The following is a 14,913-nucleotide window of genomic DNA, read 5'->3' as shown; positions in this document are numbered from 1 at the left end:
TATTTATCATTCCTTTCTTCATTTGTGTATATAATTATATCTGCTCTACTTCCTTAAACTGCATATTATAAAGGTTAGAATATAATCCATCTTCCCTTATAAGTTCATCATGTGATCCTCTTTGATTTATTCCTTCATCAGTAAGTACAATTATTTCATCCGCATTTTTTATTGTACTTAGTCTATGAGCAATAACAAATGTTGTTCTATTCTTCGTGAGACTTTCCAATGATTTTTGAATATATTGTTCATTTTCATTGTCTAGCGCAGATGTAGCCTCATCAAGTATTAAAATTGCTGGGTTCTTTAAAAACACTCTCGCTATTGATATTCTTTGCTTTTGTCCACCAGAGAGTTTTACTCCTCTCTCCCCGGTATAAGTATCATAACCATGTTCAAGCCTCATAATAAAATCATGAATATTTGCATTTTTGGCTGCATCAATTATTTCATGGTCCAAGGCTTCTGGTCTGCCATATAATATATTTTCTTTGATAGTTCCAGAAAATAAATAAACATCCTGTTGAACTATTCCAATAGATTTCCTAAGAGATTTAAGTTTTATATCTCTTATATCAAATCCATCTATTGTTATAGACCCATCATTTACCTCGTAAAATCTTGGTATAAGGCTACAAAAAGTTGTTTTACCTCCACCTGACGGACCAACAAGCGCAATATTCTTACCTGGCTTTATCTTCACATTTATATTGCTTAATACATTATGCTTATTATTATAGCTGAATGAAACATTATTAAACGAGATCTCTCCCTTTGGATTAACTAATTCAACTGCTCCATCTTTATCTATTATATCCGGCTTTGTATTTATAACTTCAATAAATCTTTGAAATCCTGAAAGCCCTCTTTGGAATTGCTCTGTGAAATTTACAAGTTTATCAATAGGATTTAAAAACGTATTAATGTAGAGTATGTAAACCACTAGATCAGATACTTGTAATGAACCGTCACTAATGAATACTCCCCCTAAAAGTATTGCACTAAGATACAGTAATCCTTGAAAAAAGCTGTTACCGCTATGAAATCTGCCCATTATAAAATAACTTTTCTCTTTTGTCTTCAAAAAATCATTATTTCCCTTCGAGAATTTAGTGTTTTCTATTCCTTCGTTAGCAAATGATTTCACAACTCTAATCCCTGCTAAACTATCTTGTATTTGAGCATTTACACCTGCAATCTTTTCCTTATTTTCAGTAAATACATCCCTCATCTTTTTATTATAGAAATATGAAAAATATAACATTATCAATGTAAATAAAAATAGTACAAATGTTATTTTAGTATTTATATTTGCGAGTATTACAAAAGACCCTACTATTTTTAGTATTGAAATGAAGACATCCTCAGGTCCATGATGTGCAAGCTCTGATATATCAAAAAGGTCTGTGACTATTCTTGACATGAGCTTTCCTGTATTTGCCTCATCATAATAAGCAAATGATTGCTTTTGAAGATTATCAAAAATGTCTTTTCTCATATCTGTTTCCATTTTCGCTCCCATTATGTGTCCCCATGATGTTATGAAATACTGACAAAAATACCTTACAATATACATAATTAATAGTGCAATACCCACATATAAAACATATTTAAATATTTTATTTCCGTCTTCAAGTACATAAACGTCGTTTAACAAATACCTTACAATCAAAGGAAATACCAAATCAACTGCAGATAAAATTAATGCACAAAACATATCCGCAAAAAACAGATACTTATATGGTTTATAATAGCTTATAAAGTTTTTTAAAATTTTCATTTTCTTGTAACTCCTTATCCCTAAAGTTATTTTATCATAATAATTATAACACTAAGCCCGTTAATATGGGTATTATTATAATTGCATTTTTTAATTGTAAATATATTCTATGTTATCGTTTTTATAACAACTTTGTCGAAATTAGTTGGTTTATTGTTGTAATTTTATTGTAAATAAACCAAACTCATGCTTTAATTTAATATATAGGTAATTACCAAAAGCCATCTACCTACTATATCAAAAACAAAAGATAAAAAAATTAGGGGGACTTACATCAATGAACAATGTAAAAATTCTAAAAGTAGAAGTTTATCATCCTGAAAAACATGTGGATAATAGCTTTTATATTGACCATTTTAAATCTCAGGGCAAAGAAATATCAGGCCTGCTAAACGCTTTTGGGCGGGAAAAGAGATATATAATAGATAACGAAGAAAATACCATTACTATGGGTATAGAAGTAGCTAATAAAGTGTTAAAAAGTGCAGGGCTCGAAGGAAAAGATATTGACATGGTACTATTTTCTTCCCAGTTTCCTGAATATACATTTCCAAGCCAATCATTAATAATACATAATGCAATAAATGGTAAAGAAGATTGTATGTGTATGGATACAAACACTAACTGTGCTGGAATGCTGGTTACAGTTGAGAATGCAATAAGATCCATGATGGGAAATCCTCATGTAAAAAGGGCTTTAGTTATAGGGTCTGATTATACTTCAATACACTGTAGAAACGACGATGAATTAACTTACCCTAATTTTGCAGATGGTGCAGCCGCCGTTATCTTAGAAAAAACAGATGAAGATGGTGGATTTATAGACAGTCTGTGTAAAAGTAATGGTGCAACATGGGAAGCTGTTAAATACCCCGCTTGTGGTATGTCAAAAGTATATAAAGAAGGGTTGTCAATTAGAGATAGAAAATTAGATTGGACCCCTTTTGACGGATTATTTATAATTGACAATGCAGTAACTTCTATTCATGTTCTATTAAATAGGAATAACCTAAAAATAGACGAAATAGAAAACTATTGTTTTTCTCAATATTCAAAAGCATTTGCAACGCTTGGTTCTGAAAAACTTGGTGTAGATATAAATAAATTTATTTATATAGGAGATGTATATGGCTATACAGGTACAAGCAGTCCATTTATAGCACTGTATGAAGGAATTAAAACCGGCAAGATAAAAAGAGGAGACATTGTATGTCTATGGTCAGTTGCAATTAATTGGACAATTTGTACTATGCTTATAAGATATTAAAAAACGTGGGATTTCCCACGTTTTCTTTATGATTTAACTTCAAAGTTTGGAAGTGCTACTTCTTTCGCTAGTCTTTGTAGTTGCATTTTCATTACTAGATTTTTTTCACAATCAAATACAATTTTCTTAAACCCATCTTTTTTGTACATTTCTAAGCAAGCCTTTAACATATTAGTCATATCTACACCAGATTTAACATCTTTTCCTGAAACTTTTAACTCTTTACAGTCAAATTGCAATTCAAGATCTTTTGCACTAGCAGATTTAAGAATTACATTGTACTCAGTTACAAAACCATTAGCATCAGCAGGTCCAAATGAACCAAATGCCTTTGCAAAAAGTATTTGTTTTGATTTGTCTAACTTCAATTCAAATTTTTTATCATTAATTGTTGTAATGTAAACCACATCCTCTTTCATATTTCTACATATTTAACCATATTATGATTAATATTTCTTTATTTTATTATATATTACAATTATTGTTTTGTGAAGTAGATTTTACAAAAAAAACTTTATATATTTGAATAAGAACTAGAGGCATAAAAGATAGTCCATATACTATGACACGTTGATCTAAAGTTAAAGGAGCTACTTCAAAAACACCCATCAGTGGCTTAAAACTTAAAACAAATTCTAAAAGTAAATAACCTAATATAGTTGCAATCCATAAATATTTATTTGAGAAAACCCCTATTTTAAATATAGATTCTCGTGACCTAGAATTAAATCCATGGAGCAGTCTTGATAAACATAGTGTTGCAAATGCCATTGTGCTTGCAACTAAAACATTACCACTTGATAATCCTACATGGAATGATGTCATTGTACCTAGCGCAATTAGTAATCCTTCAATTAGCACTTCTATTGAAAAAGATTTATTTAGTATAGGCAAGTTTATATTTCTAGGTTTTTCATTCATTATATTTTTGTTGTGTGGCTCAAGACCTATTGCAATAGCAGGGAGACTATCGGTAACCAGGTTGATGAAAAGAAGGTGCACTGGTGCAAAAGGCATTGGAAGCGCTGTAATCGAGGTATAAAGCACTGATAGAACAGCAGCAGTATTCCCAGATAATAGAAATTTGATTGAATTTTTTATGTTTGAATATATACTTCTACCATTAGAAATTGCCTTTACAATGGTAGAAAAATTATCATCCATAAGCACTATGGCAGCAGCGTCCTTAGCAACCTCAGTACCCGTTATTCCCATGGCTATACCAATATCTGCTTGTTTTAAAGCAGGCGCATCATTTACTCCATCACCTGTCATCGCTACAATATTTCCTCTTTCCTGCCATGCCCTTACTATTCTGATCTTATGCTCAGGTGATACCCTTGCATATACAGATATATTCTCTACCTTAATTTTAAGTTCTTCATCATTTAAAGAGTCAATCTCATAGCCGTCTATAGCTTCAGATTCATTATTTAATATACCTATTTGTTTAGCTATAGCAGAGGCAGTTATCTTATGATCTCCAGTTATCATTACCGGTTTAATACCTGACCTAATACAGTCTGCAACTGCTGCTTTAGATTCCAGTCTTGGAGGATCCATCATAGAAATTAGACCTACAAATATTAAGTCATTTTCATCTATAATACCTATTTGTTTTCCATTTTCTATTTCTTTATAAGCGAAGGCTAAAACCCTTAGACCACTTTCAGAAAACTCCTTATTTACTCTCTCAATCTCCTTTTTACCGTCTTCACTCAGGATTTCAACTCCACTTGATGTAACAATCCTTGTTGTTCTTAATAAAAGCACATCAAGCGCACCCTTGGTTATTATATATGTTTTGTCTTTAAGTTTATTTGCTGTACTCATTAGTTTTCTATCAGAGTCAAATGGTACCTCAGAACTTCTTGGATAGTCTTTTCTAATATCTAGCTCATCTAAATCATATATTTCACCTAAGTTTACAAGTGCAACCTCAGTAGGGTCTCCAATTTCTTTATCTTTAACTGTTATAGCATCATTACACAATAATGCCATTAGTACAAGATTCTTTTCCAATATCTTATCATGGTCAAGTTCATCATGTCCAAGGACCTTTTCATCAACATATACCTTTTGTACAGTCATTTTGTTCTGTGTTAGCGTTCCAGTTTTATCTGAGCATATTACTGAAATACTTCCCAAGCTTTCAACTGCATGAAGCTTTCTTACAACAGCATTTTCACGAGACATTTTTTGGGTTCCGATGGCAAGAACTATTGTTACTATTGAACTTAATGCCTCTGGAATTGCAGCAACAGCAAGTGATACAGCAAACATAAAGGAATCAATAATTGCATACCCTCTAAATATATTAAGGGCTAGAATAAGTGCTGATATCACAATTATAACAAAGGCTAGTTTTTTTCCAAAATTATCTAAATTAACTTGTAGTGGAGTTTTCTTTTCTTTTGTACTTTCTAAAAGGTTAGCTATTTTACCTATCTCTGTTTTCATACCAATAGATGTAACTAAAATTACAGCTCTGCCATAGGTTACAAAACTCCCAGAAAACACCATGTTTTTCCTATCTCCAATAGCTACATTCTCCCCATTTACTAGATCAGTTATTTTTAGAACGCTTTCTGACTCACCTGTAAGTGAACTTTCATTTATCTGAAGACTGTAGTTTTCAATTATTCTTCCATCAGCACCTACAGAGTCTCCTGCATCTAAATACAAGATATCCCCAACAAGTAATTCTTTTGAAGCAATTTCTAGCTTCTGGCCATTTCTTAAAACCTTGGCTGTGGGGGAAGAAAGATCCTTAAGGCTTTTCAAAGATTGCTCTGCTTTAATATGCTGAACAGTACCTAGTATTGCATTTATAATAACAACCACAAGAATAACAAGTGTACTCTCAAACTTACCTAGAAAAGCTGATATAACTGCCGCAGCTAGAAGTATTAGTACTAAGAAGTCCTTAAACTGCTCTAAAAATATCTGGATGTGGCTTTTTCTAGCGCCTTCAGTTAATTCATTAAAACCTTGTTCTTCTCTCCGTTCTTTTATTTCAATGTCATTAAGTCCTTTGCCATTAACCCCCAAGAAACTCATCACTTCTTCAGATGTTTGTTTATAAAATATGTTCATTAATATTCCCCCTCTTTTAGTGCTTATTTAATAACAGGATAAAATAAAAGACTCTACAACTGGTATAATATAAATACCAGTTGTAGAGTCTCACTAAACTTTAGAAGTTATCAAAGCCGGGACTTAATCCGTGGTGACGACTTTGATTCTGTTTAAAAAAACAGAAAGTTACTCCCTCTACATATATAATTTTATAACTCATTAATAATCCTATTATTTAATATATTAATATTTTTAGCTATATTTGTCAACATAAATATTAAAAACTTGTTTAAACTATTAATTTACCTTAACTAAATCTACAATCGTCTCAATATGAGGTATGTATTTGCATTTTATTTTATCTGTATATTTTATAATATTCTGTGAGCATTGATATAATACCACATATGAGGTATATAATAATTTTTAAGCACTAAAATTATTTAATTATATCTAATCATATTTTATGGACCGGTGGAAAATGGTCGGAATTTCCGCCGCATCATTGAATTTTATGTATCTTCATTAAAGAAAGATACGACAGAACTAAATTTAAACTTATACTACATTAACCCTACAAATCTATATTTATTAAAGAATACCATTATTACCTTATATTAAATATAAAATTTATTATTTTAAAACATAATACGCTTAGACTTCTCTTAAAATAATTCAAAGGAGCCTAGACGTATTAATGTTATGTGTACATGATAGAATATGGTTCATAACCCTAAGGCAGCAATGCAAAAATATCCGATCCTAAGCTATCCTTAGTCAAGCAAGTCTTTTGCTTTGCTATAATTGAAAACCGGTCCTTCTAGGCAGACATAGGTCTCATTTATCTTACAGTGCCCGCACTTGCCTACTGCACAAGACATTTTTCTTTCAAAAGAAACCCATATTTTAGATTCTTCCACACCATTCGCAAGGCACTCCTTAGCCGCAAAATGCATCATAATTGGAGGACCAACTATAACTACATTATAGTCTTTGAAACTACTAAATGGTATTTTCTTAATATGTGCTGTAACCATTCCAGTTTCATATCCATCTGCTTTAGTATTATCTAAGGTACAAATCGTATTGAATCCAGTTTTGAATTTTTTAAGGTCATCTTCGAACAGAACGCAGTCAACATCTTTGAAACCAGCAATTAAATTTACGGATTTAATTTCTTCTGGATGTTCATAAAAGTAGGTCAAAAAGCTTCTAACTGGAGCCAGACCGGTACCACCAGAGATTACTAGCAAATCCTTGTTCTTAAATTCATCCACAGGGAAGGAGTTTCCATAAGGACCTCGCATAAACAGCATGTCTCCAGGTTGCATACCGAAAATTCCTTGGGTCATTCTCCCTACTTTTCTAATAGTAAACTCAACCCATCCCTCTCCCTTAGCACTTACAGATATTGGAGCTTCGCCTACCTTGGGGATTGACAGTTGAAAAAATTGTCCGTGCTTGATTTTAGCATCACATGCAACTCTGAAGGTATATTCAGCATTAGTTTCATGTATGACACCTAGAATTTTATGGGGTGTCGGCATCATGATATTATTCATTATTTAGTCACCTCCCTGAATGTCTCTTCCTTGCTTGATAATTTTTCCATTTCTTCACTCAAGCTGTTAATAGTATCTGCGAATGAAATCTCTTGTGGGCATCTGCTGATGCAACGTCCACAACCTACACACATATGTTCCTCGCCGCCAAAACGAGCATTGTAATCATAAACCTTGTGCAAGGTTTTAAATCTCATCATTTCGCCTGCTGTTTTTCGAACTTTATTTCCGCCCGCCATAGTTGTAAAATCTTCAAGCATACAAGATGACCATATTCTTCTTCTCTCTCCGTTACGGCTAGTTTCATTATATATGATGTCCGTAGTGTCGAAACAACTACACGTACCACAGACTGTATTGCAACTGCCACAGCTTATGCAATCAGTATTGAAGCTCTCCCATAATCCCAAATTGCATGCTTTTTTCAAAAGGTCAATGCTATTAATTTTAGGCAATTTGACTTTTTTTTGATTATCATGAACAAACTCAGGAGTAAAGTCTTTTAATGTTTCCCCTGCGAAGTACTTTTCGAATTCATCACCCTTCGTATTCACAAGCAAGCCACCGTTTTCAAACCTTACAGCTGCACTATAATTGTCAGTCTTATTTGAACCCATGGAAACACAAAAGCAGTTATCAAAGCCTTCTCGGCATTCCATCATGAAAATCTTTACTTTATCACGTAATCGTTTATAATAATTATCTTCCATATTACCATTTTTCAAAAATATAGTGTCCAGTCTCCTAATTGCGTTAATATCACAGGGACGGGCAAAGATAATGATGCCTTTGCTATCTTCAATACTGCTCTCACTACATTTATCCTCAGTAAAATAAAGAAGCGCTTGACTAATAGGGTAAAAGACTTCTTTCGGTGAAAAATCGGATTCTACATCATAAACGATCTCTGCCACCGAATTAATTTGCGCATAACGTATTAAGTCAGTATTAGACTTCCAGCCACGCTTTTCAAAGCGCCTGGGAGCATATATCTTGTATTCTTTTTTAAGTTCATTGATAATTTTGTCCATTCTTTCCGAACTTACATAGTAACCCAATGACTACCCCTCCTATTTTTCTAAATTATTTTATAATAATTCATCCATCGAACTTTTAAGCATTGCACTGTCCAACCGCAAGTAGCCATTAGTGATTTTACCAATCCCTTTGTAGAACTCAGTACCTGCATATTTTTCTACATCGGCACAAAATGAAGGAACCCACTTGAGCAGATGCTGACTTAGAAAATCCATCTGCTGTTTTAAACAAGATAAAAATTCTGATTCATTTTGTGTATCCAAAACGCATTGCGCCTCGTGGCATAGAAAGGACATAAATTGCAGTTCTAAAGAGATATGGTCTTCAAAAAGTTCAGGCCTTTCATCATCTTTGCTAAGACCCTTTGCTGCGTATATCAACGTCACTTGCTCCCAAGCCTCCTGCATAATAACTCTCTTTTTACTGGTATACACTGACTCATATGGATATGCAGCAGAGCCCTCTGCTATCCCAGCACCAAGAAAAACTTTCGTATAATCTACAGCTAGGTCGGTCAACGGGTCGCTACTGCAGTTATCCAGATACTCACTAAGTACTAGGTAGCCTTCGCTGAGTTCAGTTTCTGAGCACTCCACAGGAAATCTCATGGCTTTCATTTGCTGCAGTAATGGTCCATCCACCTCTACTCTATAGAGACGTCCCAAAAAACGATACAGATTTTCCCGGTTTTTCATAAGTTCCAAGTACTCTGATTTTTTATCCATTTATCTTTTCCTCCCATTTTGCTCTTTACACTCCTGTGGGATAACATCAACCCATTTGTCATGGCGTAAAATGTATCGAACTGAAGGATTATTATCAAAATTACGAAGGCTATATACATTTTCGCTTCCAGCTTCTTTTAGTGCTACTGAAGCATCACTGCTGGAATCGTTAATATCACCAAAATGGAGCGCTCTACCTGAACAATTTTTTACACAGGCAGGCTTTCCACCATCTTCTGTTAAATCTGCGCAAAGATTGCATTTATCCGCTACCCTCATTTCATTGTTGAAGGTGTTTACCTCATATGGGCAGGCTTTTATACAACTTTTACAACCGATACATTTTTCCTGGTCAATAACAATAACACCATCATCACTACGTTTATAACATGCCCCAGTAGGACAGACTTTGACGCAAGAAGGATCAGCACATTGTTGACACATCACTGGTAGAAAATACATTTTTACATCTGGATATATTCCTGTGGGACCTATGGTAGGTACTGTGATTCTTGAAGAACCAAGTGCAACTTCGTTCTCCATCTTACATGCCACCTGACATCCATAGCAGCCTATACACCTATCTAAATCAATTACCATAACATTCTGTTTCATTATTTAACCACCTCCGTAGGATCAGATGGCTGTGGAAGCCATGGCTTAAAATCTTCAGGTTTTAGCCAGACGCCTTTTGGTGGGCCATCATCAGCTCTTGAAACTTTTACAAGATAACCTCTGAGAGTATACGTACCAACAACATCATTAAATGGAGCAGTTGCTTTTGAAAGCACGTTGACGTTCATTTCACGCCATCCTTCAGTCTCAGTGTGATAATTTTCAGGGAAAATAAAACGTTCCATATATACGGCTCCAGGATTTATCCCTTTTGTCACATTGGCTAATGCTTTGATCTTTCCTCTTAATGATTCCACCCATACCCAGTCTCCATGGGAAATGCCATAAGTTAATGCAGCTTCAGGGTGAATCCAGATCTCAGGCACAGGATATATCTCCCTTAACCATGGGATATCTCTTTGTGTTGAATGATGATATATAGGAAGTCGTCCATTTGTCATAACTAAAGGGTACTCTTTAGCAAGCTCACTGCCCTCAAGAGGACTTTCAGATGGTTCTAAGTAGTATGGCAATGGATCATAATCAATAGACGCAGGAGGCAATGGATAAGTGGTATATGGCATACCTGTTCTTCCTAATGTAATCAGGCTTTCCAGATAAAGCTCGATTTTCTTAGAAGGTGTATCAAATCCTCTTGGCTTACCTGTCTCTGAATTAATCTGTTTGTAAGCATAGTACTGCTTCCACTCATTTTTAGGTAGAAATTCAAAGGGAGCCTTTTGAGTGAATTCTTTCCATGTCATATCAAAGGCACTTGTACAGACATCAAGAAGGTCCTCCATCTTGTTCCAGTAAGGAAGATTGCTACCCATAAATTCCGAATTAAATGCTTTCTTACAGTCTTCGTGTCCGAGCTCTCCACAGCGTTTGGACAACTTGGACCAGAATAATGTTTCATCCATAGTTTCCCAAAGATGGGTAACCGCTTGTCTAGCAAAGACCTTGTTGCAAGATTCTACAGGCATATCTGTCTCTAACCATTCTGCTGCTGGAAGAAGTATATCTGCATAGTTAGAGAATGATGTAGGATACATGTACATGTGTACAACAAACTCCATTTCTTTAAGAGCAGGAACCCATGACCCACTATCGGCTACATTTGCGAACTTATTACCTGAACGTTCAATCCACACTCTTGGTTTATAAGGTTTTCCAGTAATCATTGCCTCCTTAACACTGGAAGCATGACCTGCCCACCAAAATAAAAGTCCTTTGTATTCGGTCCCGCCCAAACGCTTTTTGAGTTGTTCTTCTGAAAGCATCTCACGAGCAACTGGTACTATATATGTTGAAACAGCAGCATCGCCTGGGATAACACCACTTGTTTTAAAACGTTGCATCAATGCTCCAGGTTTTTCAATATTACCCATCAGTGCATTAAGAATAACCGCTCCCATAGCTGCTTGTACAGAGTTAGGGCTTTGGTCAGTGGCAACGCCTAGGCATAGGCCTGCTGGAGAGTTTTGTACATATATATTAATGGCTTCTTCAATCTTGTTTGCATCAAGCCAACAAAGTTCTGCTGCCTTCTCAATAGTATAAGGTTCTACCCTCTCCTTTAGAAGCTGAAAACCAGTTTTACACTCAACTCCATTTACCACGAAAGTACCTTCAAGGGAAGGACGCAAATCATCATTCCAAGGATAAACTATGGGCTGTGCTGAGTTGGTAATTGTGTCCCAAACCATAAAGGTATCTGGAATTCCTGGAGTATTATCTTCATTGTCGCGTAAGAACATCTTAGTATTAACGTCCACAAGATATGGGAGATTTGTCCATTTCATTACAAAATCTTGGTCGTAAAGCGTTTTGTCAATGATGTACCGTGTCCACGCTTGCAATAGTGCCACGTCGCTTCCAGGTCTTATAGGTAACCAAACATCAGCCTTGGCTGCATCAGGTGTTAGTCGTGGGTCAATTACAACTGTTTTCACTCCTTTAGCACGAAGATCAACAACAGCGCCTCCTCCCATTGCAGGACTAGAATACGAAGGAGCTGCTCCCCAAAGGACTAGACATTTTATTGGCGTATCATCTGTATAATAAATTTCTTGAGCGTTTGAGTCAGCGATACTGTAGTCAGAACCACCATACATCAAATGATTGGTAAGAATACGTGGCAGATAACATTGTGCACAACCAGGCTCAAACCAGTTAGGAGTACCAAACACATTACAAAATCTAGCAACACTCCAAAACTCAGGGTTTCCACCGCCTCCAGTTGAGCAAACTACACTTTCTGCACCATGCTTTTCACGGGTTTCCATTAGTTTCTTTGCAATAATGTCAATAGATTCATCCCATGAAATACGCTTCCATTTATTCTCACCACGCTTACCAACTCTAAGCATTGGATACTTATTACGATTAGGATTGTAAAGAGCTTGTATACCGGAAAGTCCTTTGGCACACATTGCTCCCTTGTTCATGGGATTCTCTGGATCTCCTTCAAGCTTGACTACTCGTCCATTTTTGACATGGGCAATAACGCCGCAATTGGAAATACATGCTCTGCAACATGTCTTGACGAGCTTAGTCGAAGATGATGCCTCTGCATGTGATGACTCATTTTGCGATAAACTTCCGGAGTCATCTAGCGCTGATGTAATTCCTGTTATGTTTATTAAGCTGAGAAAGTCTTTCTTATTTAATTTTTGTTCTTCCATTTGTTTGCCTCCTTTACTAATGAATGATCTTAGCTAATCGTATACATATTGTGAATGAAATAACTGCCTGTTTTTAGGATAACATCATATGATTTAGATTCCCAATTCAAAATAAAGGACTGATTATTCCAAAAAAGAATAACCAGTCCATTTTTATTATTCATTATTTCTAGCTATTAACCTATTAACTAGTTCTTTAACCTTAGGATTCTTTTGACTGTCTTTATTAATAACCACGCCTAGTATAGTTGGAATACTAGGTGAAACAGGTATTAAAACAACATTTTCAGCTAACAAATGACTGGCTAGTCTACGTGTTATTAAAGCAGAACCACGTTTAGCTTCTACCCCACTCAAAATAGTTTCTGGTCTCCCTCTAGCTATAATATCCGGAACAATATCATGTTCTTCAAAGAAAGTCATACATAAGGTAGATATACATGTATAAGTTTCCATTAACATAAGAGAAGTATTTTTTAATTGTTCCGGAGTAACATGATCTAGTTTTGCTAAAGGATTATCTTTATGAACAGCTAAAACAATTTCATCTACAGAGACAGGAACAAAAGTATTTTTGCTATTAGCTAGGTTTTGTTCATGCCAATAAGTTATTGCTATATCAAAACTATTACCTAACATTTTACGAAATAATTGGGGTTCTTCTAGCTCCATGATATTGATTATGAAAGAAGGATTCTCTAATTCAAATCGACTCATAGGAATATACAAACCATAATAACTCATTACAGGCAAAGTTAGTACTATAACTCTCTCTTTATATCCAGGTTGTAACTTTTCCGCCATATATGTCAAACGACGAATTTCTTCTAATGCCTGTCTAGCTTGAGGTAATAATTGCTCTCCTTTATCTGTTAATTCAATCCGTCTATGTTGACGATTAAAGAGTTGAACACCTAATTCACGTTCTAATGCTTGTATTTGTTTACTAATAGAAGATTGAGCAATATTTAGCTCTAAAGCAGTTTCCATATAACTACCAGTGTCCACTATAGTTACAAAATATTTCAATTGGTCTTCTGTCATCACATCTCACCTATTCCGTTTTTGAATTAATTATATGATGATTCGAAATTGATTACAAGTGTCTATTGTGATATTTTATTAACAAAGATACTTTTTAAAATGAAAGCTAGCCATAATAGTAGGCAAGCTAATGCAAACCATTTCAAGAAATATATTGTTATAAGATAGTATTTAAACTTACAGAAAGGAGATAAGAGATGCCAATTAGCTTGTTGCGTGAGTTTATTGCACTTTCTAAAAACTTAAATTTTAGTACAACAGCGCAAGAACTTTATATTACACAGTCTGTAATTAGTAAACATATTGCATTATTGGAATTGAAAATTGGCGTAACTTTGTTAATAAGAAATCACCATAGCGTTGAATTAACATCAATAGGAAAATTATTTTTAGTCGAGGCTATTGCTATAGTAAATCGGTATGATGAAGGTATGAAGAAAATAAAACTGGCAGTATGGGGAATTAAAAAGGATTTGAAAATCGGTTATTTACATGCACATACTAGAGATATTCTTGGATCATCTATACACCTATTTGAAAATCTTTACCCTCATATTGAACTAACATTAATGGCTTGTGAATATGGAGAATTACCCCAAAAGCTTAAAAATAATGATGTTGATTTAATCCTGACCCTTAACTTTGATAAAGATCTTTTATCGTGGTGCGATACATACAAGCTATATAAGGACGTTCTTTGTGCCGTCGTATGTAAAAATCATCCTTTAGCTAAACAACAAAATGTCATGATCCATGAGTTACATTCAGAGCGCATTTTAATGCCTTCAACTAAGAATTTTAATGGGTATGCAACATTTGTTAACGATATTTTTAATTCAGAAAAAATATCTCAGGACAAGAAGATTCGATATAAATGTATAAATTCTTCATTATTAATGGTTGAAGCGGGATATGGCATTGCAATTATCCCCCAAAAACTCAAATCTAATGCAAGTGAAAAAGTTCGTTTTGTACCACTTAAAGGAAGTCAATATTCGTTTGATGTTATTGCAGCTTGGAGAAAATCAGATAACAACCCAGCAATAAAAAATTTCATAGAAGCATTGTCTGTTGGGGTTAAAGAATAATCTTCTTAAATTAGAAAGGACTGTTAACT

Annotated in this window: 11 protein-coding genes; 2 read left to right on the top strand and 9 right to left on the bottom strand. The window is 34.6% G+C overall.

Annotation, left to right across the window (positions count from 1 at the left end; all coding sequences use genetic code 11):
• Nucleotides 1-34: 34 nt before the first annotated feature.
• Nucleotides 35-1,780 carry an ABC transporter ATP-binding protein gene (locus tag KPL55_RS14010; RefSeq protein ID WP_216307358.1) on the bottom strand — a complete coding sequence of 582 codons (1,746 nt, stop codon included), beginning with the start codon at nt 1,778-1,780 and terminating at the stop codon, nt 35-37.
• Nucleotides 1,781-2,057: 277 nt separating this feature from the next.
• Here KPL55_RS14010 and KPL55_RS14005 point away from each other — a divergent pair, with 277 nt between their 5' ends.
• On the top strand, nt 2,058-3,047 hold the full coding sequence (locus KPL55_RS14005) for a 3-oxoacyl-[acyl-carrier-protein] synthase III C-terminal domain-containing protein (protein ID WP_216307357.1): 990 nt from the start codon (nt 2,058-2,060) through the stop codon (nt 3,045-3,047).
• Nucleotides 3,048-3,073: 26 nt separating this feature from the next.
• Here KPL55_RS14005 and KPL55_RS14000 read toward each other — a convergent pair whose 3' ends face one another.
• The 8 genes from KPL55_RS14000 to KPL55_RS13965 all read right to left on the bottom strand — a co-directional run bounded on the left by KPL55_RS14000 (nt 3,074) and on the right by KPL55_RS13965 (nt 13,796).
• The gene (locus KPL55_RS14000; protein WP_216307356.1) at nt 3,074-3,466 is read right to left on the bottom strand and encodes a hypothetical protein; all 393 of its coding nucleotides are present in this window, start codon (nt 3,464-3,466) and stop codon (nt 3,074-3,076) included.
• 46 nt (nt 3,467-3,512) lie between these two features.
• The gene (locus KPL55_RS13995) at nt 3,513-6,143 is read right to left on the bottom strand and encodes a cation-translocating P-type ATPase (protein ID WP_216307355.1); all 2,631 of its coding nucleotides are present in this window, start codon (nt 6,141-6,143) and stop codon (nt 3,513-3,515) included.
• A gap of 755 nt (nt 6,144-6,898) precedes the next feature.
• Nucleotides 6,899-7,687 carry an anaerobic sulfite reductase subunit AsrB gene (gene asrB / locus KPL55_RS13990; protein WP_216307354.1) on the bottom strand — a complete coding sequence of 263 codons (789 nt, stop codon included), beginning with the start codon at nt 7,685-7,687 and terminating at the stop codon, nt 6,899-6,901.
• The gene (gene asrA / locus KPL55_RS13985) at nt 7,687-8,745 is read right to left on the bottom strand and encodes an anaerobic sulfite reductase subunit AsrA (RefSeq protein WP_216307353.1); all 1,059 of its coding nucleotides are present in this window, start codon (nt 8,743-8,745) and stop codon (nt 7,687-7,689) included. The genes asrB and asrA overlap by 1 nt, the downstream gene beginning before the upstream one ends.
• A 30-nt stretch (nt 8,746-8,775) precedes the next feature.
• Nucleotides 8,776-9,450, bottom strand: a complete 675-nt coding sequence (locus KPL55_RS13980; RefSeq protein ID WP_216307352.1) for a TorD/DmsD family molecular chaperone — start codon at nt 9,448-9,450, stop codon at nt 8,776-8,778.
• On the bottom strand, nt 9,451-10,065 hold the full coding sequence (locus KPL55_RS13975; protein ID WP_216307351.1) for a 4Fe-4S dicluster domain-containing protein: 615 nt from the start codon (nt 10,063-10,065) through the stop codon (nt 9,451-9,453).
• Complete coding sequence (locus KPL55_RS13970) at nt 10,065-12,752, bottom strand: molybdopterin-containing oxidoreductase family protein (protein ID WP_216307350.1); 2,688 nt, start codon at nt 12,750-12,752, stop codon at nt 10,065-10,067. Before KPL55_RS13970 ends, KPL55_RS13975 begins: the two co-directional genes overlap by 1 nt.
• Before the next feature lie 156 nt (nt 12,753-12,908).
• Nucleotides 12,909-13,796 carry a LysR family transcriptional regulator gene (locus tag KPL55_RS13965; RefSeq protein ID WP_216307349.1) on the bottom strand — a complete coding sequence of 296 codons (888 nt, stop codon included), beginning with the start codon at nt 13,794-13,796 and terminating at the stop codon, nt 12,909-12,911.
• A 197-nt stretch (nt 13,797-13,993) separates the two neighbouring features.
• Between KPL55_RS13965 and KPL55_RS13960 the strand changes: the two genes are divergently transcribed.
• The gene (locus KPL55_RS13960) at nt 13,994-14,884 is read left to right on the top strand and encodes a LysR family transcriptional regulator (RefSeq protein WP_216307348.1); all 891 of its coding nucleotides are present in this window, start codon (nt 13,994-13,996) and stop codon (nt 14,882-14,884) included.
• The last annotated feature ends 29 nt before the right edge of the window (nt 14,885-14,913 follow it).

Origin of the sequence: Clostridium lacusfryxellense, assembly GCF_018861735.1 — a bacterium.
GTDB classification, from domain to species: domain Bacteria; phylum Bacillota; class Clostridia; order Clostridiales; family Clostridiaceae; genus Clostridium_AD; species Clostridium_AD lacusfryxellense.
This window is presented reverse-complemented; position numbering and strand designations above follow the sequence as displayed.

Coding starts and splice junctions, on each gene's coding strand:
- KPL55_RS14010 (WP_216307358.1), bottom strand. CDS start 1,780: ATGAAAATTTTAAAAAACTTTATAAGCTATTATAAACCATATAAGTAT.
- KPL55_RS14005 (WP_216307357.1), top strand. CDS start 2,058: ATGAACAATGTAAAAATTCTAAAAGTAGAAGTTTATCATCCTGAAAAA.
- KPL55_RS14000 (WP_216307356.1), bottom strand. CDS start 3,466: ATGAAAGAGGATGTGGTTTACATTACAACAATTAATGATAAAAAATTT.
- KPL55_RS13995 (WP_216307355.1), bottom strand. CDS start 6,143: ATGAACATATTTTATAAACAAACATCTGAAGAAGTGATGAGTTTCTTG.
- asrB (WP_216307354.1), bottom strand. CDS start 7,687: ATGAATAATATCATGATGCCGACACCCCATAAAATTCTAGGTGTCATA.
- KPL55_RS13980 (WP_216307352.1), bottom strand. CDS start 9,450: ATGGATAAAAAATCAGAGTACTTGGAACTTATGAAAAACCGGGAAAAT.
- KPL55_RS13975 (WP_216307351.1), bottom strand. CDS start 10,065: ATGAAACAGAATGTTATGGTAATTGATTTAGATAGGTGTATAGGCTGC.
- KPL55_RS13970 (WP_216307350.1), bottom strand. CDS start 12,752: ATGGAAGAACAAAAATTAAATAAGAAAGACTTTCTCAGCTTAATAAAC.
- KPL55_RS13965 (WP_216307349.1), bottom strand. CDS start 13,796: ATGACAGAAGACCAATTGAAATATTTTGTAACTATAGTGGACACTGGT.
- KPL55_RS13960 (WP_216307348.1), top strand. CDS start 13,994: ATGCCAATTAGCTTGTTGCGTGAGTTTATTGCACTTTCTAAAAACTTA.